This window comes from Enterobacter cloacae complex sp. I3, assembly GCF_014896175.1.
GTDB lineage: Bacteria > Pseudomonadota > Gammaproteobacteria > Enterobacterales > Enterobacteriaceae > Enterobacter > Enterobacter bugandensis.
The window spans coordinates 38,973-63,952 of sequence record NZ_JADBQZ010000015.1 but is presented as its reverse complement, the minus strand read 5'-3'; the positions used below and the strand labels follow the sequence as shown (position 1 = coordinate 63,952).

Annotated in this window: 22 protein-coding genes; 11 read left to right on the top strand and 11 right to left on the bottom strand. The window is 55.8% G+C overall.

Annotated features, from left to right (window positions below):
* Positions 1–43 precede the first annotated feature (43 nt).
* Positions 44–502, top strand: a complete 459-nt coding sequence (gene mgsA / locus IM271_RS13260) for a methylglyoxal synthase (RefSeq protein ID WP_041912035.1) — start codon at positions 44–46, stop codon at positions 500–502.
* Positions 503–559: 57 nt separating this feature from the next.
* On the opposite strand, the gene helD is transcribed toward mgsA, so the two are convergent.
* The gene (gene helD / locus IM271_RS13255; protein ID WP_193052714.1) at positions 560–2,614 is read right to left on the bottom strand and encodes a DNA helicase IV; all 2,055 of its coding nucleotides are present in this window, start codon (positions 2,612–2,614) and stop codon (positions 560–562) included.
* Between the two features lie 123 nt (positions 2,615–2,737).
* Between helD and IM271_RS13250 the strand changes: the two genes are divergently transcribed.
* Both IM271_RS13250 and yccS read left to right on the top strand, forming a co-directional pair.
* Entirely contained in the window at positions 2,738–3,184 is a 447-nt protein-coding gene (locus tag IM271_RS13250; protein WP_041910601.1) for a YccF domain-containing protein, read from the top strand.
* Positions 3,185–3,203: 19 nt separating this feature from the next.
* Complete coding sequence (gene yccS, locus IM271_RS13245) at positions 3,204–5,366, top strand: YccS family putative transporter (RefSeq protein WP_193052713.1); 2,163 nt, start codon at positions 3,204–3,206, stop codon at positions 5,364–5,366.
* Here yccS and IM271_RS13240 read toward each other — a convergent pair.
* Positions 5,323–5,949: a TfoX/Sxy family DNA transformation protein gene (locus IM271_RS13240; protein ID WP_041910603.1), complete on the bottom strand. Its 627-nt coding sequence runs from the start codon at positions 5,947–5,949 to the stop codon at positions 5,323–5,325. The genes yccS and IM271_RS13240 overlap by 44 nt on opposite strands.
* Before the next feature lie 217 nt (positions 5,950–6,166).
* Here IM271_RS13240 and sulA point away from each other — a divergent pair, with 217 nt between their 5' ends.
* Both sulA and ompA read left to right on the top strand, forming a co-directional pair.
* Positions 6,167–6,676 (top strand): SOS-induced cell division inhibitor SulA, encoded by a 510-nt coding sequence (sulA, locus tag IM271_RS13235; protein WP_193052742.1) that lies wholly within the window; start codon positions 6,167–6,169, stop codon positions 6,674–6,676.
* Between the two features lie 354 nt (positions 6,677–7,030).
* Complete coding sequence (gene ompA / locus IM271_RS13230) at positions 7,031–8,086, top strand: porin OmpA (RefSeq protein ID WP_108780329.1); 1,056 nt, start codon at positions 7,031–7,033, stop codon at positions 8,084–8,086.
* Between the two features lie 63 nt (positions 8,087–8,149).
* Here the strand turns inward: ompA and matP are convergent, their stop codons facing one another.
* A complete protein-coding gene (gene matP / locus IM271_RS13225) occupies positions 8,150–8,602 on the bottom strand; it encodes a macrodomain Ter protein MatP (protein WP_023332611.1) in 453 nt (150 codons plus the stop codon).
* A gap of 185 nt (positions 8,603–8,787) precedes the next feature.
* On the opposite strand from matP, the gene IM271_RS13220 reads away from it, so the two are divergent.
* Positions 8,788–10,548, top strand: a complete 1,761-nt coding sequence (locus IM271_RS13220; RefSeq protein ID WP_045261706.1) for a Lon protease family protein — start codon at positions 8,788–8,790, stop codon at positions 10,546–10,548.
* A 68-nt stretch (positions 10,549–10,616) separates the two neighbouring features.
* A complete protein-coding gene (gene fabA, locus IM271_RS13215; RefSeq protein WP_000227926.1) occupies positions 10,617–11,135 on the top strand; it encodes a bifunctional 3-hydroxydecanoyl-ACP dehydratase/trans-2-decenoyl-ACP isomerase in 519 nt (172 codons plus the stop codon).
* A 71-nt stretch (positions 11,136–11,206) separates the two neighbouring features.
* Here fabA and rmf read toward each other — a convergent pair whose 3' ends face one another.
* The 6 genes from rmf to rlmKL form a co-directional block, all read right to left on the bottom strand.
* Entirely contained in the window at positions 11,207–11,374 is a 168-nt protein-coding gene (rmf, locus tag IM271_RS13210; protein WP_013097261.1) for a ribosome modulation factor, read from the bottom strand.
* A gap of 257 nt (positions 11,375–11,631) precedes the next feature.
* A complete protein-coding gene (pqiC, locus tag IM271_RS13205) occupies positions 11,632–12,198 on the bottom strand; it encodes a membrane integrity-associated transporter subunit PqiC (protein ID WP_028012599.1) in 567 nt (188 codons plus the stop codon).
* A complete protein-coding gene (gene pqiB, locus IM271_RS13200; protein ID WP_028012598.1) occupies positions 12,195–13,835 on the bottom strand; it encodes an intermembrane transport protein PqiB in 1,641 nt (546 codons plus the stop codon). Before pqiB ends, pqiC begins: the two co-directional genes overlap by 4 nt.
* 4 nt (positions 13,836–13,839) lie before the next feature.
* On the bottom strand, positions 13,840–15,093 hold the full coding sequence (pqiA, locus tag IM271_RS13195; RefSeq protein ID WP_192985912.1) for a membrane integrity-associated transporter subunit PqiA: 1,254 nt from the start codon (positions 15,091–15,093) through the stop codon (positions 13,840–13,842).
* 12 nt (positions 15,094–15,105) lie between these two features.
* Positions 15,106–17,013, bottom strand: a complete 1,908-nt coding sequence (locus IM271_RS13190; RefSeq protein WP_028012596.1) for an ABC transporter ATP-binding protein — start codon at positions 17,011–17,013, stop codon at positions 15,106–15,108.
* A gap of 12 nt (positions 17,014–17,025) precedes the next feature.
* Complete coding sequence (gene rlmKL / locus IM271_RS13185; RefSeq protein ID WP_028012595.1) at positions 17,026–19,134, bottom strand: bifunctional 23S rRNA (guanine(2069)-N(7))-methyltransferase RlmK/23S rRNA (guanine(2445)-N(2))-methyltransferase RlmL; 2,109 nt, start codon at positions 19,132–19,134, stop codon at positions 17,026–17,028.
* A 98-nt stretch (positions 19,135–19,232) separates the two neighbouring features.
* Between rlmKL and IM271_RS13180 the strand changes: the two genes are divergently transcribed.
* Complete coding sequence (locus IM271_RS13180) at positions 19,233–20,342, top strand: YcbX family protein (RefSeq protein WP_193052712.1); 1,110 nt, start codon at positions 19,233–19,235, stop codon at positions 20,340–20,342.
* On the opposite strand, the gene zapC is transcribed toward IM271_RS13180, so the two are convergent.
* Positions 20,339–20,881: a cell division protein ZapC gene (gene zapC, locus IM271_RS13175; protein WP_028012593.1), complete on the bottom strand. Its 543-nt coding sequence runs from the start codon at positions 20,879–20,881 to the stop codon at positions 20,339–20,341. The genes IM271_RS13180 and zapC overlap by 4 nt on opposite strands.
* A gap of 165 nt (positions 20,882–21,046) precedes the next feature.
* A complete protein-coding gene (pyrD, locus tag IM271_RS13170) occupies positions 21,047–22,057 on the bottom strand; it encodes a quinone-dependent dihydroorotate dehydrogenase (RefSeq protein WP_045261711.1) in 1,011 nt (336 codons plus the stop codon).
* Between the two features lie 249 nt (positions 22,058–22,306).
* On the opposite strand from pyrD, the gene ssuE reads away from it, so the two are divergent.
* The 3 genes from ssuE to ssuD are packed head-to-tail and all read left to right on the top strand — an operon-like array spanning position 22,307 to position 24,979.
* Positions 22,307–22,882 (top strand): NADPH-dependent FMN reductase, encoded by a 576-nt coding sequence (gene ssuE, locus IM271_RS13165; RefSeq protein ID WP_028012591.1) that lies wholly within the window; start codon positions 22,307–22,309, stop codon positions 22,880–22,882.
* The gene (locus IM271_RS13160) at positions 22,875–23,837 is read left to right on the top strand and encodes a sulfonate ABC transporter substrate-binding protein (RefSeq protein WP_193052711.1); all 963 of its coding nucleotides are present in this window, start codon (positions 22,875–22,877) and stop codon (positions 23,835–23,837) included. The genes ssuE and IM271_RS13160 overlap by 8 nt, the downstream gene beginning before the upstream one ends.
* On the top strand, positions 23,834–24,979 hold the full coding sequence (ssuD, locus tag IM271_RS13155; protein ID WP_193052710.1) for an FMNH2-dependent alkanesulfonate monooxygenase: 1,146 nt from the start codon (positions 23,834–23,836) through the stop codon (positions 24,977–24,979). Before IM271_RS13160 ends, ssuD begins: the two co-directional genes overlap by 4 nt.
* The last annotated feature ends 1 nt before the right edge of the window (position 24,980 follow it).

Genomic DNA, 24,980 nt, shown 5'->3' with positions numbered 1-24,980 from the left:
GGTTCCCGTCATCGTGTAGTCAGTTAACCTGATGGATATGATTATGGAACTGACAACACGCACGCTGCCTGAACGCAAACACATTGCGCTGGTGGCGCACGATCACTGTAAACAAATGCTGCTTAACTGGGTTCGCCGCCATCAGCCGCTGCTGGAAAAGCATGCCCTCTCGGCGACCGGCACTACCGGTAACCTGATCCAGCGCGAAACGGGTCTGGAGGTGAATGCGATGCTGAGCGGCCCGATGGGCGGCGATCAGCAGGTCGGGGCGCAGATTTCCGAAGGGAAAATTGATGTGCTGATCTTCTTCTGGGATCCGCTGAATGCGGTTCCGCACGATCCGGATGTCAAAGCGCTGCTGCGTCTGGCAACGGTGTGGAATATTCCGGTGGCGACGAACCTGTCGACGGCGGATTTCATCATTGAATCACCGCAGTTTAACTCGCCGGTTGAGATCCTTATTCCGGACTATCAGCGCTATCTTTCCGAGAGACTGAAGTAGCTTTTTTGCCGGGTGGCGGCTACGTCTTACCCGGCCTCCCCCTCGTTGTCTTGGTCGTTATGGCTTCCGCGCCACCGGCACATCAATACTCTTCAATATATCGACAAACACGGATGGCTCCTCTTTATTGAACAGCAGCCACACGCGGTGACGCGCGCGGGTGATGGCCACGTACAGCAAACGCCGTTCTTCGGCATCCGGGAAGTCTTCCGGCACCGGCAGCAGGGCCTCTTCCATGACCGACTCGCGGGCCGGAGCCGGGAATCCGTCGCTGCCCTCCTTCAGCCCCACCACAATCACATAATCGGCCTGCTGCCCTTTGCTGGCGTGAATGGTCATAAATTCAAGCTGCAGTTTCGGCCAGCGGGTAGCGGCTTTTTCCAGCGCAGCAGGCTTAAGGTGATGATAACGCGCCAGCACCAGGATACGTTCATCGGGTTTCGCATAGCCGCTGAGCTTGTCCAGCAGCGGCTCCAGCTGGTCATCCGCCAGCAGGGTGACCGCTTTTTTATCCCCTGCCCGCAGGCTGTTTAGCGGCTTGGCCAGCTGGTGCGGGTTCTGCTGGATAAAGCGGTTGGCGATCTCACCAATCCGTGAATTGAAGCGGTAGGTCGTGTCCAGATCGCTACGGTCGCCTTCGCCAAAATAGTGGTGGAAGGCGGTCGTCAGCGAGAGCTGCGCCCCGCTGAAACGGTAGATGGCCTGCCAGTCGTCCCCCACCGCGAACAGCGAGGTATGTTTATTTTGCGCCCGCAGCGCCGAGAGCAGTGCCGCACGCTGGGGTGAGATATCCTGGAACTCATCCACCAGAATATGCTTCCACGGGCTGACAAAGCGCCCCTTCTCCAGAATGACGATCGCCTGATGGATAAGACCGGAGAAATCAACGGCATTTTCCTCTTTCAGCGCGGTTTTCCAGGCTTTCAATAGCGGAGCCATCAGCTTGACCCGTTTTGAAAATAGATCGCGGATCGCCTCCGGCGCGCTTTCAATCATCTCTGCCTGCGAGCCGCCGTGCATCCGCATCAGGCTGACCCAGCGGTCAAGACGCGAGCCGAGCCGACGAGCCAGTTTTTCATCCTGCCAGAAGCTGCCCTCCGGTACCTCCCAGTTGAGTTCCTCTTCCAGCCATTGACGCCACCCTTTCGCCTGCGCCTTTTTCTCACTGCACTGCTGACGCCACGTTTTAATAAACAACGCCTGTCGCGCCTGCGCGTCGTTTTCCAGTTTACTGATGGCAGGCACTTTTTTACTGCCCTGCTGAATGATATGCAGCGCGAGGGCATGGAAGGTTCTGGCGGTAATATCCCGGGTGTGCAGCCGTTCCTGGATGCGTTCGTCCATCTCCTGTGCCGCCTTACGGCCAAAAGCCAGAAGCAGGATCTGATCGGCAACGGCCTCCCCGGTGGTGAGAAGCCAGCCCGCACGCGCCACCAGCACCGACGTTTTACCGCTTCCGGCCCCCGCCAGCACCAGCAGCGACTGCTCGCCGTTCACCACCGCGCGCGCCTGAGCAGGGTTGAGCGGTGAAGACTCCACCGTACTGAAAAAGTCGGCGTATTGGGTGAGCATGGCGTCCGTCCAGGCCTGGTTATGCGCCAGCCGGCTTTTATCCATATCGTTCAGCCAGGCCTGGCACTGACGCCAGGCATCGCGACAATTGTCGAACTCATCAAGACGCGTCACGGAGAGCGGCAGCGCCGAAAGTGCCTGTCGAATCTTTTGCTGCAGACCGGCGGTCTGCTGGCGCGTCAGCCACGTTTGCTGCGCGTTGCTTTGCGCGATATCGTCCAGCACCTGCTGCAGCACCTGAGCGGCAATCACGCTCATGTCGTGGCTCCACTGCTGCCAGAGCGCGTTCAGGTGATGGTGGAAACGCTGGGTTTCCGCCCACTCGGTACCGTGAAGGCGCACGACTTTGTCGTCAGGCAGAACGAACTCGAGCTCGCCCCACACCAGCCCGCGCTTGCAGTGAATAGCCAGAAGCTGATTAAACGGAATAATGTATTCGTGGCGTTCTCCGGAGACTTTAACCCCGGCGTTGAGCAGAACAACTCTGTCATAGGGGTGTTGCGCCAGGCGTTTGCCTAAAGAAGTTGCTTTCAGTTCCATGTCCCGCCAAATCCACGAAGAGATAATTTACCTGACAGTTTAACTGCCAGTTTTAAGGTGCTCCAGCCTAAAAAAACGTTACAATCATTGGGCGTTAATTTTATCGAAAGGAAGTGAGGGTTTATGCGTACCGTTCTGAATGTGTTGAATTTTGTGCTGGGCGGTTTTGCCACCACCCTTTCCTGGCTTTTTGCCACGCTGGTGAGCATCGTCCTGATCTTCACCCTTCCCCTGACCCGTTCCTGCTGGGAAATCACGAAACTCTCGTTCATCCCCTACGGTAACGAAGCTATCCACGTTAACGAGCTGAACCCGGAGAGCAAAAGCGCCCTGATGAATACGGGGGGAACTTTGCTGAACATTCTGTGGTTGATTTTCTTCGGCTGGTGGCTGTGCATCATGCATATTTTTGCCGGTATTGCGCAGTGCATCTCAATAATTGGTATTCCGGTCGGGCTCGCGAACTTTAAAATCGCCGCCATCGCCCTTTGGCCCGTCGGGCGCAGGGTGGTCCCGGTCGAAGTGGCCCAGGCGGCGCGTGAAGCGAACGCACGTCGTCGTTTTCAGTAAATAAGGACTGGCCGCGTTTATGCTAAGTCCACTGCTTCGCCGTTATACCTGGAACAGCGCCTGGCTCTACAACGTCAGGATATTTATCGCGCTTTGCGGCACGGCTGCCCTGCCGTGGTGGCTGAATGATGTCAAGCTCACCATCCCCCTCACGCTGGGGGTGGTGGCCGGAGCGCTGGCGGATCTGGACGATCGCCTGGCCGGGCGTTTGCGGAATCTGGTCATTACGCTCGTCTGTTTTTTTATCGCCTCCGCGTCCGTTGAGTTACTTTTCCCCTGGCCGTGGCTGTTTGCCCTTGGCCTTACACTCTCCACCAGCGGGTTTATTTTGCTGGGCGGTCTGGGGCAGCGCTATGCCACTATCGCCTTTGGGGCCCTGCTGATCGCCATCTACACCATGCTGGGCGTTTCCCTGTACGACCAGTGGTATCAGCAGCCTGTGCTGCTGCTGTTGGGCGCCATCTGGTATAACCTGCTGACGTTAACCGGCCACCTAATCTTCCCGGTTCGTCCTCTGCAGGATAACCTTGCCCGCAGCTATGAGCAGCTAGCCCATTATCTGGAACTGAAATCCCGGCTGTTCGACCCGGATATCGAGGAAGAAAGCCAGGCGCCGCTTTACGATCTGGCGCTGGCAAACGGCCAGCTGGTCGCCACCCTTAACCAGACGAAAGCCTCGCTGCTTACCCGTCTGCGCGGGGATCGCGGCCAGCGCGGCACGCGCAGAACCTTGCACTACTATTTTGCCGCTCAGGACATTCATGAGCGCGCCAGCTCCTCACACGTTCAGTATGCCGCCCTGCGCGAGAAGTTCCGCTACAGCGACGTCATGTTCCGCTTTCAGCGCCTGCTGTCCATGCAGTCACAGGCATGCCAGCAGCTCGCGCGCTCCATTCTTTTGCGCACGCCCTATCAGCACGACTCCCGCTTCGAACGCGTGTTTAGCCATCTTGATGCGGCGCTCGACCGCGTGCAGGCCAGCGGAACGTCACCGGAACAGATCAAAGCGCTGGGTTTTCTGCTCAACAACCTGCGGGCGATTGATGCTCAGTTGGCGACGATTGAGTCCGAGCAGGCGATGGCACTGCCGGGCAGCGAGGTGGATAACCAGCTTGCAGATGACAGCGTGCACAGCGTGAGCGATATGTGGCTAAGGCTGAGCCGCAACTTCACGCCGGAGTCGGCGCTGTTTCGTCACGCGGTGCGAATGTCCCTGGTCTTATGCGTGGGGTATGCTTTTATCCAGATAACCGGTTTGCACCACGGCTACTGGATCCTGCTGACCAGCCTGTTTGTCTGTCAGCCGAACTATAACGCCACCCGACACCGCCTGGCATTGCGTATTATCGGCACCCTGGTCGGCGTCGCGATCGGCCTTCCGGTGCTTTATTTCGTGCCGTCCATTGAAGGACAGCTGATCCTGATCGTGATCACCGGCGTGCTGTTCTTCGCGTTTCGCAACGTGCAGTACGCCCATGCCACAATGTTCATCACGCTGCTGGTTCTGCTCTGCTTTAACCTGCTGGGTGAAGGGTTCGAGGTCGCCCTGCCCCGCGTACTCGATACCCTGATTGGCTGCGCTATCGCCTGGGCCGCCGTCAGCTTTATCTGGCCGGACTGGCGTTTCCGTAATCTACCGCGAGTGTTAGACAGGGCTATGAACGCCAACTGCCGATACCTGGATGCCATCCTTGAGCAGTATCATCAGGGCCGCGATAACCGCCTGGCTTACCGGATAGCGCGCCGCGATGCGCACAACAGCGATGCGGAACTGGCCTCGGTGGTCTCTAACATGTCAACGGAGCCTCGCGCCACGGCCGAGATTCGTGAGACGGCTTTCCGGCTGCTCTGCCTGAACCATACCTTCACCAGCTATATTTCCACGCTGGGCGCCCACCGCGAAAAACTCATCAACCCGGGCATCCTCAACCTGCTGGATGACGCGGTCTGTTATGTCGATGATGCACTGCATCACCGGCCAGCCGATGAACCGCGCGTGAGACAGGCGCTGGATGAACTTACCCAACGTATTGCGCATCTTGAGCCCGGAAACGACAGCAAAGCGCCTCTGGTGTTACAGCAGATTGGCCTGCTCATCGCCCTGCTGCCAGAAATTTGCCGGCTGCAACAGCAAATCGCTACCTGGAGGAGTGATTCTCCAGTGGCTCAGGCAGCGCATTAAACCACTCCGTCAACTCCCGGCGAATGCCGGCCGGGAGTGCCGCCTCATGCAGCCCCTCGATCGCCCCTTCCAGCGCGAATAGCACTTTGATACTCAGCGCTTTATTTTTCGCCCGCATCTTCAGCCAGCTCTCCCTTGCGCCAAGCGCCCGCAGCGTTTCTTCGTTGGTAATGCCCGCTTCAAAGAGCAACACTTCCAGCTGAAAGGTCAGGTTTGGCAGGTCCTTAAGTCGATTGCGCTGATGCCGCTGGTAACGCTCTTTTCTTGCCGCATTAAGTGCGAAAGTGGAGAGCTGAAGCAGACGCTCCCTGTCCTGCCATAGCCCGTCATCCACCCGGTAATAGTTGAGAAGCACCGGACGGCCCCGCTTCATCAGGGTCAAAAAAGACGCGGCATTTTTCACACAGTATTTCGCACTTTCTTCACAGGCACGGAGGTAGAGCTCACCTTCTGACACCATGGCAAAAACCGCATCATCCACTGCCAGGGTATAGCCGCCGAACAGCGCGCGATGATGAATTTCACCCAGTGGTGACAGGTATTCCTGGGATTTATAAATCCGTTCATAAGATATCTTTTTCATGATATTTCCCTTCAAAATCATAAAGTAACAACGAAATTTCTTACTAGCGGATCCGTTAGCAGGAAAATAGGCAACTTAGCGTCGTTGAGCAAGATGATTTTTCGAAGGGCATCAACATTGAATGAATTTTGCGAGTCGCTTTCCGAAAATGAGGTTGATCTTTATGCATACAGGGATTACTGTATATCCATACAGTAACTACAGGGCTGGAATGAATATGTACACTTCAGGCTATGCAAATCGCTCAACTTCTCTCTCCTCTACCGCGGGCACTGTCGCGCAGAACACCGTTGGGGGTGCTTCGACGGGGCTTATTAGTGAAGTGGTTTACCGTGAAGACCAGCCTCTGTTGACCCAACTCCTGCTGCTTCCGTTATTACAGCAGCTTGGTCAGCAATCACGCTGGCAGCTCTGGCTGACGCCACAGCAAAAACTGAGCCGCCAATGGGTGCAGTCTGTGGGCCTGCCGCTGGCAAAGGTTATGCAGATCAACCAGCTTTCTCCCTGCGATACCGTCGAATCGATGATTCGCGCGTTACGCACCGGAAATTACAGCGTGGTGATCGGGTGGTTACCGGAAGAATTGACGGAAGAGGAACATTTTCGTCTGACCGAAGCGGCTGAAGAAGGGAATGCGATCGGGTTTATCATGCGCCCGGTTCGTCCAGATTCTTATCGCAGAGGACAACTTTCTGGGCTAAAAATTCACTCAAATTTGTATCATTGAGTGAAATTAAGATTTTTCCTGGAATTTTTTTTGACCGCAGGATGCGGTTTTAGTTCCCGGCCTCAAAATTGCGGCAAGGCTTGTCTGGTGCGGTTCTCCTTAATTTTATTGCACAAAATTCGTTCTAAAAATGTTAAATAATAGGTATACGGAACTTTTTTTTTCATATGCCTGACAGACTTCACACTTGTAAGTTTTCAGCTACGTTGTAGACTTTACATCGCCAGGGGTGCTCGGCCTAAGCCGAAGATATCGGTAGATTTATATTTGACCACGCCCCCCGGTGAAGGATTTAACCGTGATTCTCTCTTGAGACCTTCATGGCGAATTTTGGATGATAACGAGGCGCAAAAAATGAAAAAGACAGCTATCGCGATTGCAGTGGCACTGGCTGGCTTCGCTACCGTAGCGCAGGCCGCTCCGAAAGATAATACCTGGTATGCAGGTGGTAAACTGGGCTGGTCTCAGTTCCATGACACTGGCTGGTACAACAGCAGCCTGAACAACGATGGCCCTACTCACGAGAGCCAGCTTGGTGCAGGTGCGTTCGGTGGCTATCAGGTTAACCCGTATGTTGGCTTTGAAATGGGTTACGACTGGTTAGGTCGTATGCCATACAAAGGCGACACCATCAATGGCGCTTTCAAAGCTCAGGGCGTTCAGCTGACCGCTAAACTGGGTTACCCAGTAACTGACGATCTGGACGTGTACACCCGTCTGGGCGGCATGGTATGGCGTGCAGACTCCAGCAACAACATCGCTGGCGACGACCATGACACTGGCGTTTCCCCAGTATTCGCTGGTGGCGTTGAGTGGGCTATGACCCGTGACATCGCTACCCGTCTGGAATACCAGTGGGTTAACAACATCGGTGACGGTGCTACCGTTGGCGTTCGTCCAGACAACGGCATGCTGAGCGTAGGTGTTTCCTACCGTTTCGGCCAGCAGGAAGATGCAGCACCAGTTGTTGCTCCAGCGCCGGCTCCAGCTCCAGAAGTACAGACCAAGCACTTCACTCTGAAGTCTGACGTTCTGTTCAACTTCAACAAAGCGACCCTGAAACCAGAAGGTCAGCAGGCACTGGATCAGCTGTACACCCAGCTGAGCAACCTGGATCCTAAAGACGGTTCTGTAGTGGTTCTGGGCTTCACCGACCGCATCGGTTCTGACGCTTACAACCAGAAACTGTCTGAGAAACGTGCTCAGTCTGTTGTTGATTACCTGATCTCTAAAGGTATCCCAGCTAACAAGATCTCCCCACGTGGTATGGGCGAATCTAACCCAGTTACTGGCAACACCTGTGACAACGTTAAAGCTCGCGCTGCACTGATCGACTGCCTGGCACCAGATCGTCGCGTAGAGATCGAAGTTAAAGGCGTTAAAGACGTTGTAACTCAGCCAGCGGCATAAGTTATCGTCTTATAAAAAAACCCCGCCATGCGGGGTTTTTTATTGTCTGAAGAAAACAAAAATCTATTTTTTGCCCAACAACGCCTGAAGGTCATTTTTCAGCGACGACATCTGGTTGGCGTACTTCTCTTTATGTTCGGCATCCTCAATCAGCTGCACGATAGTTTCCGACAGGGTCTTACCACGCCGTTGTGCCAGCCCGGCCAGACGCTGCCAGACCACGAACTCCAGGTCGATGGATTTTTTCCGGGTATGCTGATGCTCAGCATTAAAATGCCGTTTACGTCGCGCGCGGATAGTTTGCTTCATCCGGTTTAACAACGCAGGATTAATGTGCTTCTCAATCCAGCCATTAACCTGTACCGGTTCATTTTCGAGGGTCAGCAAAATATCCACGGCTTCTTGCGCAGCGCTGGCTTCGATGTAGCAGGTGATCAGCTCCCCTTCACGGTGCTTTTTGACCAGGTACTTCCATTTCCAGCCGCTTTCGAGATTTTCCAGTTGTTGATATTTCATTGCGATCTCAGTGTTACCACGTAACTCTGTTCAGAATATCAGTTTTTTAGCAATCTGCTGAAAAGAAATCATATCCTGTGAGTGACTGCAGCCAATCCGCCCGCTGAAACACCAATCCTGCTTGGGTAGAGCCCCCCGCTTACGGTATACTCCACGCTTTTACATCTGACTAAAAAACATCAACTTTGACCATTACGAAACTAGCATGGCGTGACCTTGTTCCGGATGCCGAGAGCTATCAGGAACTGTTTGCACAGCCCGATCTCGCAAAAGAACACGAATTCATCCTTAGCGATACGCAACCACGCTTACATTATGCGCTGGAGCAGACGTTAAGCCCGTGGGCGACATCGCCCTTCATGCTGCTGAAAGCTCCTGAAGAAGCGGAATATCTGTCGCTGCTTGGGGATGCCACGCGCCAGCTGCGGCCGGACACCACCGCGGTATTTGGCGGCCAGTATCGTATCGCGGGGCATAATATTACCTTCGGACCGGCGGACCAGGCCGACGGTCGTTTTGCTGCTAACGGCGAGGTAATTACCGCTAATTGGGTCGAGGCTGAACAGCTGTTTGGCTGTCTGCGCCAGTTTAACGGCGAGCTTTCCCTGCAGCCGGGGCTGGTGCATCGCGCAAACGGCGGCGTGCTCATCATCTCTCTGCGCACTTTGCTCTCGCAGCCGCTGCTGTGGATGCGTCTGAAAACCGTTGTGACCCAACAGCGCTTTGACTGGGTCGGTTACGACGAGTCTCGTCCTCTTCCTGTCTCCGTGCCGTCAATGCCGCTGTCGCTGACCGTCGTGCTGATGGGTGACCGCGAATCGCTGGCGGACTTCCAGGAGATGGAGCCGGAACTGGCCGAACAGGCAGTTTACAGCGAATACGAAGACAACATTCAGATTGCCGATGCGGACGACATGGCGCAGTGGTGTCAGTGGGTGATGGCCGTAGCGGAACGTTTTGCATTGCCAGCGCCTGCCGCCGACGCGTGGCCGGGTTTAATCCGCGAAGCTGTTCGCTATACCGGTGACCAGGAAACCTTGCCGCTCTGCCCGCTCTGGATCGGCAAGCAGCTGCGTGAAGTCGGTACGATCAGCGGTAACGGTGCGTTTACTGGCGAACAGCTCACGCAGATGCTGGCGCAGCGAGAGTGGCGCGAAGGCTATCTTGCTGACCGCATGCAGGATGAAATTCTGCTGGAACAAATTCTGGTCGAGACAGAAGGCGAACGCGTTGGGCAGATCAACGCCCTCTCGGTGATCGAGTTTCCTGGCCATCCGCGCGCGTTCGGTGAACCCTCGCGAATCAGCTGCGTTGTGCATATTGGCGACGGCGAGTTTACCGATATTGAACGCAAGGCCGAACTGGGCGGCAACATTCACGCCAAAGGCATGATGATCATGCAGGCATTTTTGATGTCTGAGCTGCAGCTTGAGCAGCAAATCCCCTTCTCCGCCTCGCTGACGTTTGAGCAGTCCTACAGCGAAGTGGATGGCGATAGTGCCTCAATGGCGGAGCTGTGCGCCTTAATCAGCGCCCTAGCGGACGTGCCGATCAACCAGAACATTGCTATTACCGGTTCGGTCGATCAATTTGGTCGTGCTCAGCCCGTTGGCGGTCTGAATGAAAAAATTGAAGGCTTCTTCTCTGTCTGTCAGCAGCGCGGTTTAAACGGCAAACAGGGTGTGATTATTCCGGCGCCTAACGTACGCCATCTCAGCCTGTGCCAGGATATTCTGGACGCGGTTGAACAGGAACAATTCGCCATCTGGGCCATCGAAGGGATTGAGGATGCACTACCCTTACTGACAAACCTGGTTTGGGATGGCGAAGGTCAGACAACTTTGATGCAGACTATCCAGGAGCGCATTGCTCAGGCGACGCAGCAGGATGCTCGCCATCGTTATCCATGGCCGTTACGCTGGCTGGGCTGGTTCAGTTCGAACTGATCGGACTTGTTCAGCGTACACGTGTTAGCTATCCTGCGTCCTTCACTAAAATAAGGCTTACTGAGAACATGGTAGATAAACGCGAATCCTATACAAAAGAAGATCTTCTTGCCTCTGGTCGCGGAGAACTGTTTGGCGCGAAAGGCCCACAGTTACCGGCCCCGAACATGCTGATGATGGACCGTGTCGTGAAAATGACCGAAACCGGCGGCAACTTCGATAAGGGTTACGTAGAAGCAGAACTCGATATCAACCCGGACCTGTGGTTCTTCGGTTGCCACTTTATTGGCGATCCGGTAATGCCTGGCTGCCTGGGCCTGGATGCCATGTGGCAGCTGGTTGGCTTCTATCTGGGCTGGCTGGGTGGTGAAGGTAAAGGCCGCGCGCTGGGCGTGGGCGAAGTGAAATTCACTGGTCAGGTTCTGCCTACGGCGAAGAAAGTCACCTATCGTATTCACTTCAAGCGCATCGTTAACCGTCGCCTGATTATGGGCCTGGCGGATGGCGAAGTGCTGGTAGACGGTCGTCTGATCTATACCGCGAACGACCTGAAAGTAGGTCTGTTCCAGGACACTTCCGCGTTCTGATATCGCTTTAAGCGACCCCGGAAAGGCGAAACCTCCGCAGTGCGGAGGTTTCTTTTTTTAAAGAGACGTTATCAGGCTATAAGTGCCCTGTCGCCGATGGCTTCTCGCCAGCCTCCAAGCCATTGTGACCTTTGATTTATCGTCTGATAAGGACACATTTCTTTCGAACGTCCAGCGATGCCGGCCTGATAACCACGTTGATGAGCCCGTTCCAGGCGATCTCGTTTCTGTCTCTTCATGCCTCGTTTCCCTCATTCTTTTGTCTGGTGGAAAGAAAACAGTGTCCGCGCCAGATGCGCAGGCACAGATAACGAATACCCCGAATTAGTCCCAGCGTCAATGTTCAAAATTCATACGGGTGTCATATTTGTGAGCTAGCTGGAAGATCATTTGTACAAAAATTGTGACCCGGCACAAGTAACAACCTGACGCAAAAAACGAAAAAAAAACCGCAATCAGCACCAGGCCGATTGCGGTTTTTGACGATGAATTTTACTTATGGCAGCCGGGAAATTTCCCGGGCGATACTGGCTGACTCCTGCGCCCAACCCTGAGCCAGCACTTTCACCATTTCATCATAGCCATCCTTCTGCTGCTTCAGCTCCAGATGGAAAGGACGCTTAATCAGCTGTCCCTGATGATTCAACAGCCACTCGCCGCTGATGACAACGGCACCGTCATAACGGCCGTGGAAGCCCGTTACCGTGACGTTCAGCGTGTCCTGATCGCTTCCCAAAGGCTGGGAGGCAACAACCCAGCCCGGAAGCTGGCTGCCCAGATTCGCCACCAGCGTATTGCGTAACTGCTGGTCCAGCGGGCTGGCCCACAGGTTGTTGTTGGCGATAACGTACTGTACATCGCTGGTCTGATAGACCACCCCGTTGCCGGCCAGGTAATCCGGCACGGCGACCTGCTCAACCCACAGCAGACGGTTGCCCTGCGAGGCGGAACTTTGCGTAACCGCCTGCGTCACCAGAGGCAGCTGGTAGTAGCTTTTCGTTTCGCTCCCGGAGCTACAGGCCGTGAGTACCATCGCTCCTGCAATCGCTAGCCATTTTTTCATTGTTTCGCCCTCTTCGGCTCAGGATCCTTTTTATCTTTCGCTTCGAACACCAGCGCGTTGCTCTTCTCGTTGAGCGTTTTCAGAACCGGCTGCAGTTCACGCAAGACCTGATCGAGACGCTGCATATCTGCCACCATCTTGTTATACGCCGCCGAGCCAGGCTGGAAGCCCTGCATACTGCGGTTCAGCTCGCGCAGCGTTTTCTGCATATCCTGCGGCAGCTGCTGCATACTCTGGTTTGCAGTGATCTTGTTGATGTTATCCAGCGTGGTCTGCAGGCGCTGCATTGTCGCCTGGCTTTGATGTAACGAACCTGTCGCCGCCTCAATCATTGGGTTCAGAGGCAGATTGTTAATTTTATCCAGCGTTTCCATGAGACGCTGCTGGATCTGGGCCAGACCGCTGCTTACCGTTGGGATGATCTTGTAACCACCAAATTCACGCATACCGGTAATCGGCGGCGCTTTTGGATAGAAGTCCATATCGACATACAGTGCGCCGGTCACCAGGTTACCGGTTTTCAGCGAGCCGCGCAGACCGCGATTCATCAGGTCGGTGATGTGCTCGCCGATATCCTGATTCTCACCAATCTGGTTGATCAGGCGCTCAGGCTCAATGCGGATCAGCACCGGAATACGGTAATCATCATCAAGCATCTGCTTAAGGCCTGGAACAAAGTAAGGCACTTGTCCCACCGTCCCCAGACGAATACCGCGGAACTCAACGGGCGCCCCAGGCTGCAGGCCGCGAACAGAATCCTTAAAGAACATCAGGTAGTCGATGTGATCGGTATAGAGTGCATCCTGAATGCTTTTTTGATCGTCGAACAGGCGGAAAGCGGTGTTCTCCGCAACCGGCTGCCCCAGGTCCAGACCTTCGGGTACGTCAAAACTCACGCCGCCGCCAAACAGTGTTGTCAGCGAGCCCATTTCTACACGCATGCCCGCCGAGGTCAGATCCACCGCGATGCCGCTGTCTTTCCAGAAACGGACGTTGCTGGTAACCAGACGATCGTTAGGCGCATTGATGAACAGCTGATAGCTGATGGATCTTTTCTGAGGATCGAAGGTGCTCTTCTCCACCGAACCCACGCGATAGCCGCGGAAAAGTACCGGGTCGCCCGCCGTGAGCTGGCCCGCTTTTTTACTGTCGAGGATCACGCGGATACCTTTTGCATCAGGCGGTGCTAGCGGCGGTGAATCCAGAAGCTGGTACTGCGCCGGCTGGCTGCCTTTTGCACCCGGCTGCAGTTCGATGTAGGCACCTGAGAGCAGCGTTCCTAAGCCGCTGATCCCTTCACGTCCCACCTGCGGTTTAACCACCCAGAAAACAGAATCGCCGTGCAGGAGTTTTTCCATGCCGGCATTAAGACGCGCCTTAATCTCCACATGGGTTAAATCGTCGGTCAGGGTTGCGCTTTCCACCACGCCCACATCCACGCTGCGGCTTTTGATGGTCGTTTTACCGCCCTCAATTCCTTCGGCATTGGTGGTAATCAGCGTCACTTCCGGTCCCTGATGGCTGTAGTGATAAAACAGGATCCATGCACCGATCAGCGCGGTCACGATGGGGAAAATCCACACCGGCGACCAGTTTTTGACCTTCTGCACTTTCGCCTCTCCACTCTTATTTTCCATGCTCTTACTCTTCCTCATGGCTTGATTCAGGCTCACGATCCCACGATAAACGAGGGTCGAAGGTCATGGCCGCAAACATGGTCATAATCACCACCAGTGCAAACATTAAAGCCCCCATCGCGGGATAAATACTCATCAAACCGCCCATCCGCACCAGCGCAGAGAGAACGGCAATCACAAACACGTCGATCATTGACCAACGACCGACAAATTCGACCACTTCGTAAATCAGATGCATGCGTTCGCTGTCGCGTTTTCCGTGGCCTTTTGCATCCCAACAGAGCCAGGCAATGGCGATCATTTTTAAAGTGGGCACCATGATACTGGCGATGAAAATCACGCCGGCGACAGGATAGGATCCTTCGCTCCACAGCAGTATGACCCCGGCGAGGATCGTCGAGGGCATTTTATCGCCGAGCAAATCGGTGATCATAATCGGCAGAATATTAGCGGGCAGATACAGCATTACGGACGTGACCAGCAGTGCCATCGTCCACTGCAGGCTATTTTTACGGCGAACATGGCCCTTCGTTTCGCAGCGCGGACAAACCTCAAGATCGGCGGGCAGCACGGCGGTACAGCACGGACAAGAACGGAGCTCCTGGCGGATACCCGGCACGCCGACCTTCACCGTCTGCGCGAGCGTCGGTGCCGGGGCGATATCGTCCCAGGCCCAGCGCCTGTCCACGCACTGGAAAGCACGCAGCTGCAGGACACAGTACAGACACCAGGGAATAAAGCTGCTGCCTATCCCCACGTCGCCGTACGCCATCAGCTTCACGAAACTGACCAGTATCCCTGCGAGAAAGATCTCGGCCATCCCCCAGCTTTTGAGCTGAAAAAGGATGCGCGCGAGCCGGATTTTCAGCGATGACGGCATCCTGACGCGGTTAACCAGCAGCAGGATGACGACCAGGCAAAACGCCGGGACTATCTGGACGAATAGCAGAAAAAAGGTGCCGAGGCTGGCGTAATCTTCCGAGAACATCACGCCCGGGATTTCAAGCAGATCCACCTGGCTTGTCATCCCGCCTACCTTCATATAGACGAAGGGGAAGAGATTGGAGAGCAGTAGCATGAACAGTGCTGCCAGCGCGTAAGCGGTGGGACGCTGCCGCGGCGCGTCCCACTCGGTTGTCAACGTCGCGCCACAGCGTGGACACTGGGCTTTATGTCCGTGACCAAGCTCTGGCAACGCCACGAGCATATCGCATTGCGAGCATAATATATGCCTGTCGGCATGGTGCTGGTCACACATATTTAATCCCTGTTATGCGCCGTTTTTCAGAGACTCAAGGTACTCCCAGCGCTCAAATGCTTCTTCCAGGGCTTTTTCAGCCGCGGACATTTCAGCCAGTACTTTCTGAGTATAGTCATGCGATTGGGTAAAGAATGAGGCATCAGCAACCTGCGCTTGCAGCTCCTCAAGCGCGGCCTCCAGCTCTTCAAGACGCTGAGGTAGCCCCTCCAGTTCGCGCTGCAGGTTATAGCTTAGTTTAGCCGAGGTTTTCTTGACAGTTTCTGCTTTTGTTACAGCAGGTTCAGAACTTGTTCTGGACTTCGACTGTTTCTGCGCCAGAGACTGCGACTGCTGCCCTTTTGCGTCGTGATAACCGCCCACGTACTGGCCAATTCGCCCTTCACCTTCGAAGATCCAGCACTCGGTCACGGTGTTATCCACGAACTGACGATCGTGGCTAACCAGCATCACGGTTCCCTGATACCCATCGATCAGCTCTTCGAGTAATTCCAGCGTTTCGACATCCAAATCGTTCGTCGGTTCATCGAGGATCAACAGATTACTTGGCTTCAGGAACAGACGGGCCAGCAGAAGACGGTTACGCTCCCCGCCGGACAGCGCGCGCACCGGTGTCATGGCGCGTTTCGGGTGGAACAGGAAGTCCTGCAGGTAGCCCAGAACGTGACGCGGCTTGCCGTTTACCATCACTTCCTGTTTACCTTCGGCGAGGTTGTCCATAACCGTGCGGTCCGGATCCAGCTCCGCGCGGTGCTGGTCGAAGTAGGCCACTTCCAGCTTGGTGCCACAGTGAATGCGGCCGCTGTCGGCCTGCAGCTGGCCCAGCATCAGCTTCAGCAGCGTGGTTTTGCCGCAGCCGTTCGGGCCGATGAGCGCAATTTTGTCCCCGCGCTGAACCTGCGCAGAGAAATCTTTAACCAGCACCTTGCCGTCAACCTGGTAGTTGACGTTTTCCATTTCGAAGACAATCTTGCCGGAGCGGGACGCCTCTTCCACCTGCATTTTGGCGCTGCCCATGACTTCGCGGCGCTCGCTGCGCTCGCGACGCATCGCCTTCAGGGCACGCACGCGGCCTTCGTTGCGGGTACGGCGGGCTTTGATGCCCTGGCGGATCCAGACCTCCTCCTGCGCCAGCTTGCGGTCGAACTCAGCGTTCTGCAGCTCTTCCACGCGCAGATTTTCTTCTTTCTCCAGCAGATAGGTGTCGTAATCGCCGGGATAGGTGACCAGCTTGCCGCGGTCGAGATCGACAATGCGCGTCGCCATATTGCGAATAAACGAACGGTCGTGCGAGATGAAGATGATGGTGCCGCTGAAGGTTTTCAGGAACCCTTCCAGCCAGTCAATCGCTTCGATGTCCAGGTGGTTGGTTGGTTCGTCCAGCAGCAGTACCTTAGGGCCGCTGACCAGCGCGCGCCCCAGCGCCGCTTTACGCAGCCAGCCGCCGGAGAGCGCCGACAGCTCCATGTCGGGTTCCAGCCCGAGCTGCGCCAGCACCTCGTTAATGCGGTTTTCCAGCTGCCACAAACCGTGGTGATCGAGCATCTCCTGCACTTTCGCCAGTTCGTTGAGATTCTTGTCGCTCGGGTCGGTCATCACCAGATGCGAAATCTCGTGATAGCGCTTCAGGTACTCCGCCTGCTCGGAGATGCCTTCCGCCACGAAATCGTACACGCTGCCAGTCACATGACGCGGCGGATCCTGCTGGAGGCGGGAGACGATCAGATCCTGCTCGTATACGATGCGGCCGTCATCCAGCCCCTGCTCGCGGTTGAGGATTTTCATCAGCGTGGATTTACCCGCGCCGTTACGGCCCACCAGACAGACGCGCTCGTTATCTTCGATATGCAGCTCTGCATTATCGAGAAGCGGTGAGTCGCTGAAAGAGAGCCACGCGCCGTGCATACTAATTAATGACATTTATTTTTCCTTTCAGACCGCGGTAATCAACCAGCAGTTATGAATTTGACGGTTACGGGCGAAGTCCTGAGACAGCGTTTTTTGACTGATTTCTTGTGCTTTCAGTCCCAGGGCTGCCAGGCCGTCATGATCCATACGGAAGCCGCGTTTGTTGTTCGAAAACATAATGGTGCCGCCTTTGCGCAGCAGGCGCTTTAGGTCGGTCATCAGGCGCAGGTGATCGCGTTGAACGTCAAAGCTATCCTCCATGCGCTTGGAGTTAGAGAAGGTCGGCGGATCGATAAAGATCAGGTCGAACTGCTCGTCGGTATCGCGCAGCCAGCCCAGCACGTCGGCCTGCATCAGGCGATGCTGACGTCCGGTTAAGCCGTTCAGACGCAGGTTACGCTCGGCCCACTCCAGATAGGTGCGGGACATATCCACCGTGGTAGTGCTGCGCGCGCCGCCGAGACCGGCATGCACGCTGGCGCTGCCGGTGTAGGAGAACAGGTTGAGGAAATCTTTGCCCTTGCTCATCTGGCCGAGCATGCGGCGGGCGATGCGGTGGTCGAGGAACAGGCCGGTATCAAGATAGTCGGTCAGGTTCACCCACAGGCGAGCGTTGTATTCGCCCACTTCGATAAAGTCGCCCTTTTCGCCCATCTTCTGGTACTGGTTTTTACCTTTCTGACGCTCGCGGGTTTTCAGCACCAGCTTGTTCGGCGCAATCCCCAGCACGGCAATGGTGGCCGCAATGACGTCCAGCATGCGCTGGCGCGCTTTTTGCGCATCGATGGTTTTCGGCGGAGCATATTCCTGAATCACCACCCAGTCCGCATAGCGGTCAACCGCTACGTTGTACTCCGGCAGGTCGGCATCGTACAGGCGATAGCACTCGATCCCTTCCTGCTTCGCCCATTTTTCAAATTTCTTCAGGTTTTTGCGCAGGCGGTTGGCGTAATCCTCTGCCACGCCGGTTGGCTTGCTGTCCGCCGCTTTCTCTGCCAGATGATAGTTTTTCTGCACGCAGTCCAGCGGGCCGTTTTTCGCTTTAAACTGGCGATCGGCTCGCAGCTGAAGGCAGCTCAGCAGCTCCGGCGAGGCGCTGAACAGAGACAGATTCCAGCCGCCGAAGTAGTCCTTCATATTGCGGCCCAGCAGGCTGTGCAGGGCAATCAGCGCAGGCTCGCTGTCGAGACGCTCACCGTATGGCGGGTTGCTGATTACGGTCCCGTACGGGCCCTTCGGCAGCGGGTTGGTCAGGTTCGCCACGTCTTTCACCTCGAAGGTGACCAGCTCGCCGATACCGGCGCGACGGGCGTTGCTGCGCGCGCGTTCAATTACGCGCGGGTCGCTATCCGAACCGTAGAAGTGAGAGGTATACTCCGCCAGGCCCTTACGCGCGCGGGTCTGCGCGTCGTCTTTAACCTCTTTCCAGAGCGCTTCGTCGTGCTGCGCCCAGCCTTTGAAGCCCCAGTGGCCGCGGTGCAGCCCCGGCGCACGGTCAGTTGCCAGCATTGCGGCCTCAATCAGCAGCGTACCGGAGCCACACATTGGGTCAAGCAGCGGCGTGCCCGGCTGCCAGCCGGAGCGCATCACGATGGCGGCGGCCAGGGTTTCTTTGATCGGCGCCATACCGGTGCGATCGCGGTAGCCGCGCAGGTGCAGACCCGCGCCGCTCAGATCGAGGGAGATGCTCGCCGTGTCGCCGTTCAGCCAGACGTTGATACGCAGGTCCGGGTTTTCGCGATCGACGTTCGGACGTTCCTTATTTTTACGCGTGAAGCAGTCCACAATGGCATCTTTTACGCGCAGGGCGCCGTACTGGCTGTTGCGGATCTCGTCGTTCACGCCGTTGAAATGCACCGCGAAGGTGGCGTTAGGCGTGAAGATCTCTGTCCAGTCGATCATCTGTACGCCGGTGTAGAGATCCAGGTCGCTATAGACCTTGCATTCCTTCATCGGCAGCATGATGCGCGACGCCAGACGGCTCCACATCAGGCTCTGGTAAATAAGCCGCGTGTCGCCCTCAAAATGGACACCACCCTGAACCACCTGGCACTCTTGCGCGCCCAGGGCTTCCAGTTCAGTTTTTAACAGCTCTTCCAGCCCACGGGCCGTACTGGCAAAAAGAGAATTCATATCGTCACTTTTACTCTTAGAAAATTGTCGCGCATTATAGCTAATATGGCGTGTATGTCATAAAGTTGAAGGCTTATTTTCATTCGAGGGAGTGTGCAGTGGCGACGTTATCCAGGCTTTTTATTCATCCGGTGAAATCCATGCGCGGCATCGGCGTCACTCACGCGCTGGCAGACATGAGCGGGTTCGCCTTCGATCGAATTTTTATGGTCACCGAGCCTGACGGTACGTTTATCACCGCACGCCAGTTCCCTCAGATGGTTCGCTTTACCCCTTCCCCGCTTCACGACGGTTTGCACCTTACCGCGCCGGACGATTCCAGCGCGGTGATTCGCTTTGCGGATTTTGCGGCTGTCGACGCGCCAACGGAAGTATGGGGCAACCATTTTACCGCGCGCATCGCGCCGGATGAAATTAACCGCTGGCTGAGCGGCTTCTTCTCCCGCGACGTGCAGCTGCGGTGGGTTGGGCCGGAACTGACGCGTCGCGTAAAGCGCCACGACGCCGTTCCCCTCTCCTTCGCGGATGGCTTCCCGTTCCTGCTCACCAACGAAGCGTCTCTGCGTGATTTACAGAATCGCTGTAAAGCCAGCGTACAGATGGAACAGTTCCGCCCGAATCTGGTCGTGACCGGAGCGGACGCCTGGGATGAAGACACCTGGAAAGTCATCCGCATCGGCAGCGTCATCTTTGATGTCGTCAAACCCTGCAGCCGCTGCATTTTCACCACGGTAAGTCCTGAGAAAGGCCAAAAGCATCCTTCTGGCGAGCCGCTGAAAACGCTGCAATCGTTCCGTACCGCGAAGGACATCGGCGATGTCGATTTCGGCCAGAACCTGATCCCACGATCCAGCGGCGCAATCCGCGTAGGCGATGAGGTTGAAATTCTCGCCCGCGGGCCGGCGCGAGTGTACGGCTCAGGCCAGGAAGAAGAAATGGTCGAGGTTGAGACGAATGTCGCCACTGGGGTGGATATTCACTGGCAGGGCAAGGTTATTCGTGGCAACAATCAGCAGGTTTTACTGGAGCAGCTGGAGCAAGCCGGTATTCGCGTACCGTATTCCTGCCGCGCGGGAATTTGCGGATGCTGCCGCATCAAGCTGCTGGAGGGAGAAGTGAGTGCGCTGAAAAAATCTGCAATTGGAAATGACGGCACAATCCTGTGCTGTAGCTGCGTACCGAAAACCTCGGTACAACTGGAAGCTTAAACCGCTTGTTCGAGGCTGAAGGCATCGACGCGCAGCTGTGGCTTCAGCCTGTCATTCATGACTTTGATCGCATCACCTAACTGCATTACACGCCCGGCAATCGTCACGCCGGGCTGCGCCAGCAGACAGAGTGCGGCGTTTTCGCCCGGTTCAACCACTAACAGGCTCACCTCTTCGGCGGTATCGCTCAGGTTAACGCTGGCCGCATCGCCCGTTGCTGGCGTCCAGTCCATGCCGTGAGGCAGGAAATGCCAGCTTTTCGGCATTTGCGGTTTCAGGAAACGGATAGCCACCAGCGCATTTAATACCAGTTCGGCACGCTGCTCTTTAGAGAGCATCAGGTCGCGGCATTTTTCTTCAAAGGAGAAATAAAGCGCCGCATCGTCAACGCAAAAGCCCGATGGAGAAAACGCGTCCGGGGTTAACATTCGGCGGGCAAAACGAGAACGAAACAACATGCCATTGGCTAAATCGAGCATCATACGGTCATGCTCGTCGCAAAAATACCAGCGCCAGTTATCGTCAGGTTTAATTCGCATGTGTCTCTCCCGTCCCCAAACGTCCTGTACTAAAAATGTCCTGTTCGCCGCTTCGTTTATAACACTAGTAATAAAAGACGATAATGTCTAAATAAGCAACAGTGACGGAATATAAAACAACCAGGGCTGGAAATAAAGCCCTGGTTGTCTGATTAAGAAAAAAGATCAGATATGCGTAACGATTTCTTTAATCAAAGGCGGGCCTTTAAAAATAAAGCCGGAATAGATTTGCACCAGTGACGCACCGGCCGCCATCTTCTCGCGCGCAGCAATCACCGAGTCGATACCGCCGACGCCAATAATCGGTAAACGGCCTTTTAATTCCGCAGACAGCGCGCGAATAATTTCGGTGCTTTTTAATTGTACCGGACGGCCACTTAACCCACCCGCTTCGTCACAGTTTTTCATTCCCTGAACGAGCGAACGATCGAGCGTGGTATTCGTTGCAATCACCCCGTCAATATTATGGCGAACCAAACTGTCGGCAACCTGGATCAATTCTTCGACAGAAAGATCCGGCGCGATCTTCACCGCGACCGGAACATATTTATGGTGGATCGCCTGGAGTTCATTTTGTTTATTTTTAATGGCACTCAGAAGATCGTCCAGCGCTTCGCCATATTGTAAGGAGCGCAGCCCCGGGGTATTGGGTGAGGAAATATTCACCGCGATATACCCGGCATAGGCGTAGACTTTTTCCATACAAATCAGGTAGTCATCTTTACCCTGCTCAACCGGCGTATCTTTATTTTTGCCAATATTGATGCCTAACACCCCATCAAAATGGGCTTTCTTCACGTTCTCTACCAGATGATCAACGCCGAGGTTATTAAAGCCCATGCGGTTGATCAACCCTTCGGCTTCGACCAGGCGGAACAGGCGCGGCTTGTCATTTCCCGGCTGCGGGCGCGGCGTGACGGTACCAATTTCGATGGAGCCAAAGCCCATCGCGCCCAGGGCATCAATGCACTCGCCATTTTTGTCCAGACCGGCCGCCAGACCCAGCGGATTTTTAAAGGTCAGCCCCATGCACTGCACAGGCTTTTCCGGCACGTTTTGACGCACCAGGGCCGCCAGAGGCGTTCCTGTAATACGACGTAATTGCTGGAATGTAAATTCATGAGCGCGCTCGGGGTCGAGCTGGAAAAGGGCTTTACGAACGAAGGGGTAGTACATGAACTCTCCTGGATTCCCGGTGTGCAAACCGGGAGGGGATTATGGGCGATCCCGTCACGAAAGGGAATTGACCTGCGGCAAAAAAATCGGCGTAAAACGCAATCGTTTACCTCCCACTCTCTTTCTTATGCAGTTTTTCGCAGTTTAATTGCGGATAAATCATTTAGTGGAATAACCGCGCGGTGTCACACTCCTGAAAATTGTTATGAATGTTAGACAAAAGCAAACAATTAGTTATAAGGAGGAAGTATGCGCGTCATTACCCTGGCCGGAAGTCCACGATTCCCTTCGCGTTCCAGCGCCCTGCTGGAATATGCCCGCGACAAGCTCAATGCCCTGGACGTGGAAGTGTGCCACTGGAATCTGCATAACTTCGAACCTGAAGATTTGCTGTATGCCCGCTTCGACAGCCCCGCGCTGAAAACCCTCACTGAGCAGCTCAAGGAAGCGGACGGCCTCATCGTTGCGACCCCGATTTATAAAGCCTCTTTTTCGGGCGCGCTGAAAACGCTGCTCGATCTTCTCCCCGAGCGCGCACTGGACGGCAAAGTGGTTCTGCCGCTGGCAACGGGCGGCACGGTGGCCCATTTACTGGCGGTGGATTACGCCCTGAAGCCGGTGCTGAACGCCCTGAAGGCGCAGGAGATCCTTCACGGCGTTTTCGCGGATGATTCGCAGGTCATTGACTACCAGCATAAGCCGCACTTCACGCCGAATCTGCAAACGCGCCTTGATGCCTCGCTGGAAACTTTCTGGCACGCGCTGCATCGCCGGGATATCCAGGTTCCTTCTTTTAATCCGCCGCAGGGAGTCGCACATGTTTAAAACCATAACCCGCCTCGGACTGGCTGGCCTGATGGCGTTTACCGCGCTGGCACATGCCGCAGAAACCGCACCGGACAGTTTACGGATTGGATACCAAAAAGGCAGCGTCAGTATGGTGCTGGCAAAAAGCCACCAGCTGCTGGAAAAACGCTTCCCGGACACCAAATTCTCATGGGTGGAGTTCCCGGCAGGGCCGCAGATGCTTGAAGCCCTGAACGTCGGCAGTATCGATCTGGGCAGTACGGGCGACATCCCGCCTATTTTCGCTCAGGCTGCCGGGGCAGACCTGGTATACGTCGGTGTAGAACCCGCTAAGCCGAAAGCCGAAGTCATCCTGGTACCTGAAAACAGTGACATTAAAAGCGTCTCCGACCTTAAAGGGCGTAAGGTCGCTTTCCAGAAAGGTTCCAGCTCGCACAACCTGCTGCTGCGCGCCTTACAGGAAGCTGGGCTCAAGTTCACCGACATTCAGCCCGTTTACCTGACGCCCGCCGACGCGCGCGCCGCGTTCCAGCAGAAGAATGTTGATGCCTGGGCTATCTGGGATCCTTACTACTCCGCGGCATTACTGCAGGGTGGCGTACGGGTGCTGAAAGACGGTACCACGCTGAAGCAAACCGGTTCGTTCTACCTCGCCTCACGCCCTTACGCCGAAAAAAACGGCGCGTTTATTCAGGGCGTACTGGATACCTTTACGCAGGCAGATGCCCTGACCCAGAGCCAGCGTCAGGCGAGCATCACCCTGCTGGCAAAAACCATGGGCTTACCTGAGCCGGTGATCGCGAGCTACCTCAGTCACCGTCCGCCCACCACCATTACGCCTGTCGACGCACACGTCGCCGCGCTTCAGCAACAGACTGCTGACCTCTTCTATCAAAACCGCCTGGTACCAAAACAGGTCGATATTCGCGAACGCATCTGGCAGCCCGCTGGCAAAGAAGGAGCTAAATCATGAGTCTGAATCTTTTCTGGTTTTTACCCACCCACGGTGATGGACACTATCTTGGTACAGAAGAGGGCTCGCGCCCGGTTGACCATGGCTATCTTCAGCAGATTGCCCAGGCAGCGGACCGAATCGGTTTTACCGGCGTGCTGATCCCGACCGGACGCTCGTGCGAGGATGCCTGGCTGGTGGCCGCGTCGATGATCCCGGTCACCCAGCGCCTTAAATTCCTGGTTGCATTGCGCCCGAGCGTCGTTTCACCCACCGTGGCGGCGCGTCAGGCAGCAACGCTGGACAGGCTCTCCAACGGCCGCGCTCTGTTTAACCTGGTGACGGGCAGCGATCCGCAGGAGCTGGCGGGTGACGGCGTGTTCCTCGACCATACCGAGCGCTATGAAGCCTCCGCCGAATTTACCCGCGTCTGGCGACGCCTGCTGGAAGGCGAAACCGTCACCTTTGAAGGTAAGCATATTCACGTTCGCGACGCAAAGCTCTACTTCCCGCCGGTGCAGCAGCCGCGCCCTCCGCTCTATTTTGGCGGATCGTCGAATGTGGCCCAGGATCTGGCCGCCGAGCAGGTCGATCTCTATCTGACCTGGGGCGAGCCGCCCGAGCTGGTGAAAGAGAAAATTGCCCAGGTCCGCGCCAAAGCCGCCGCCCATGGCCGCAAGGTGCGCTTCGGGATTCGCCTGCACGTGATTGTGCGCGAAACCAATGAAGAAGCCTGGCAGGCGGCAGACCGTCTGATCTCCCATCTGGACGATGAGACCATTGCGAAGGCGCAGGCTGCGTTTGCCAAAACCGACTCCGTCGGGCAGCACCGCATGGCCTCTCTGCACAACGGCAAGCGCGAGAATCTGGAAATCAGCCCGAACCTGTGGGCGGGCGTGGGTCTGGTACGCGGCGGCGCGGGCACGGCGCTGGTCGGCGACGGGCCAACCGTGGCTGCACGTATTAATGAATACGCTGACCTGGGCATCGACAGCTTTATTCTCTCCGGCTATCCGCACCTGGAAGAGGCCTACAGGGTGGGCGAGCTGTTATTCCCGCATCTGGATGTCGCCGTTCCGGAAATTCCGCAGCCGCAGCGGCTCCAGTTGCAGGGCGAAGCCGTGGCAAACGAGTTTATTCCGCGCAAAGCCGCACAGAGCTAAG

What these genes read in the sequence shown, in the direction of transcription:
- fabA (WP_000227926.1), top strand. Translation starts at nt 10,617, where the DNA reads ATGGTAGATAAACGCGAATCCTATACAAAAGAAGATCTTCTTGCCTCT.
- matP (WP_023332611.1), bottom strand. Translation starts at nt 8,602, where the DNA reads ATGAAATATCAACAACTGGAAAATCTCGAAAGCGGCTGGAAATGGAAG.
- pqiC (WP_028012599.1), bottom strand. Translation starts at nt 12,198, where the DNA reads ATGAAAAAATGGCTAGCGATTGCAGGAGCGATGGTACTCACGGCCTGT.
- rmf (WP_013097261.1), bottom strand. Translation starts at nt 11,374, where the DNA reads ATGAAGAGACAGAAACGAGATCGCCTGGAACGGGCTCATCAACGTGGT.
- zapC (WP_028012593.1), bottom strand. Translation starts at nt 20,881, where the DNA reads ATGCGAATTAAACCTGACGATAACTGGCGCTGGTATTTTTGCGACGAG.
- ompA (WP_108780329.1), top strand. Translation starts at nt 7,031, where the DNA reads ATGAAAAAGACAGCTATCGCGATTGCAGTGGCACTGGCTGGCTTCGCT.
- IM271_RS13240 (WP_041910603.1), bottom strand. Translation starts at nt 5,949, where the DNA reads ATGAAAAAGATATCTTATGAACGGATTTATAAATCCCAGGAATACCTG.
- pqiA (WP_192985912.1), bottom strand. Translation starts at nt 15,093, where the DNA reads ATGTGTGACCAGCACCATGCCGACAGGCATATATTATGCTCGCAATGC.
- yccS (WP_193052713.1), top strand. Translation starts at nt 3,204, where the DNA reads ATGCTAAGTCCACTGCTTCGCCGTTATACCTGGAACAGCGCCTGGCTC.
- pqiB (WP_028012598.1), bottom strand. Translation starts at nt 13,835, where the DNA reads ATGGAAAATAAGAGTGGAGAGGCGAAAGTGCAGAAGGTCAAAAACTGG.
- rlmKL (WP_028012595.1), bottom strand. Translation starts at nt 19,134, where the DNA reads ATGAATTCTCTTTTTGCCAGTACGGCCCGTGGGCTGGAAGAGCTGTTA.
- helD (WP_193052714.1), bottom strand. Translation starts at nt 2,614, where the DNA reads ATGGAACTGAAAGCAACTTCTTTAGGCAAACGCCTGGCGCAACACCCC.
- IM271_RS13250 (WP_041910601.1), top strand. Translation starts at nt 2,738, where the DNA reads ATGCGTACCGTTCTGAATGTGTTGAATTTTGTGCTGGGCGGTTTTGCC.
- sulA (WP_193052742.1), top strand. Translation starts at nt 6,167, where the DNA reads ATGTACACTTCAGGCTATGCAAATCGCTCAACTTCTCTCTCCTCTACC.
- IM271_RS13160 (WP_193052711.1), top strand. Translation starts at nt 22,875, where the DNA reads ATGTTTAAAACCATAACCCGCCTCGGACTGGCTGGCCTGATGGCGTTT.
- mgsA (WP_041912035.1), top strand. Translation starts at nt 44, where the DNA reads ATGGAACTGACAACACGCACGCTGCCTGAACGCAAACACATTGCGCTG.
- ssuE (WP_028012591.1), top strand. Translation starts at nt 22,307, where the DNA reads ATGCGCGTCATTACCCTGGCCGGAAGTCCACGATTCCCTTCGCGTTCC.
- IM271_RS13190 (WP_028012596.1), bottom strand. Translation starts at nt 17,013, where the DNA reads ATGTCATTAATTAGTATGCACGGCGCGTGGCTCTCTTTCAGCGACTCA.
- pyrD (WP_045261711.1), bottom strand. Translation starts at nt 22,057, where the DNA reads ATGTACTACCCCTTCGTTCGTAAAGCCCTTTTCCAGCTCGACCCCGAG.
- ssuD (WP_193052710.1), top strand. Translation starts at nt 23,834, where the DNA reads ATGAGTCTGAATCTTTTCTGGTTTTTACCCACCCACGGTGATGGACAC.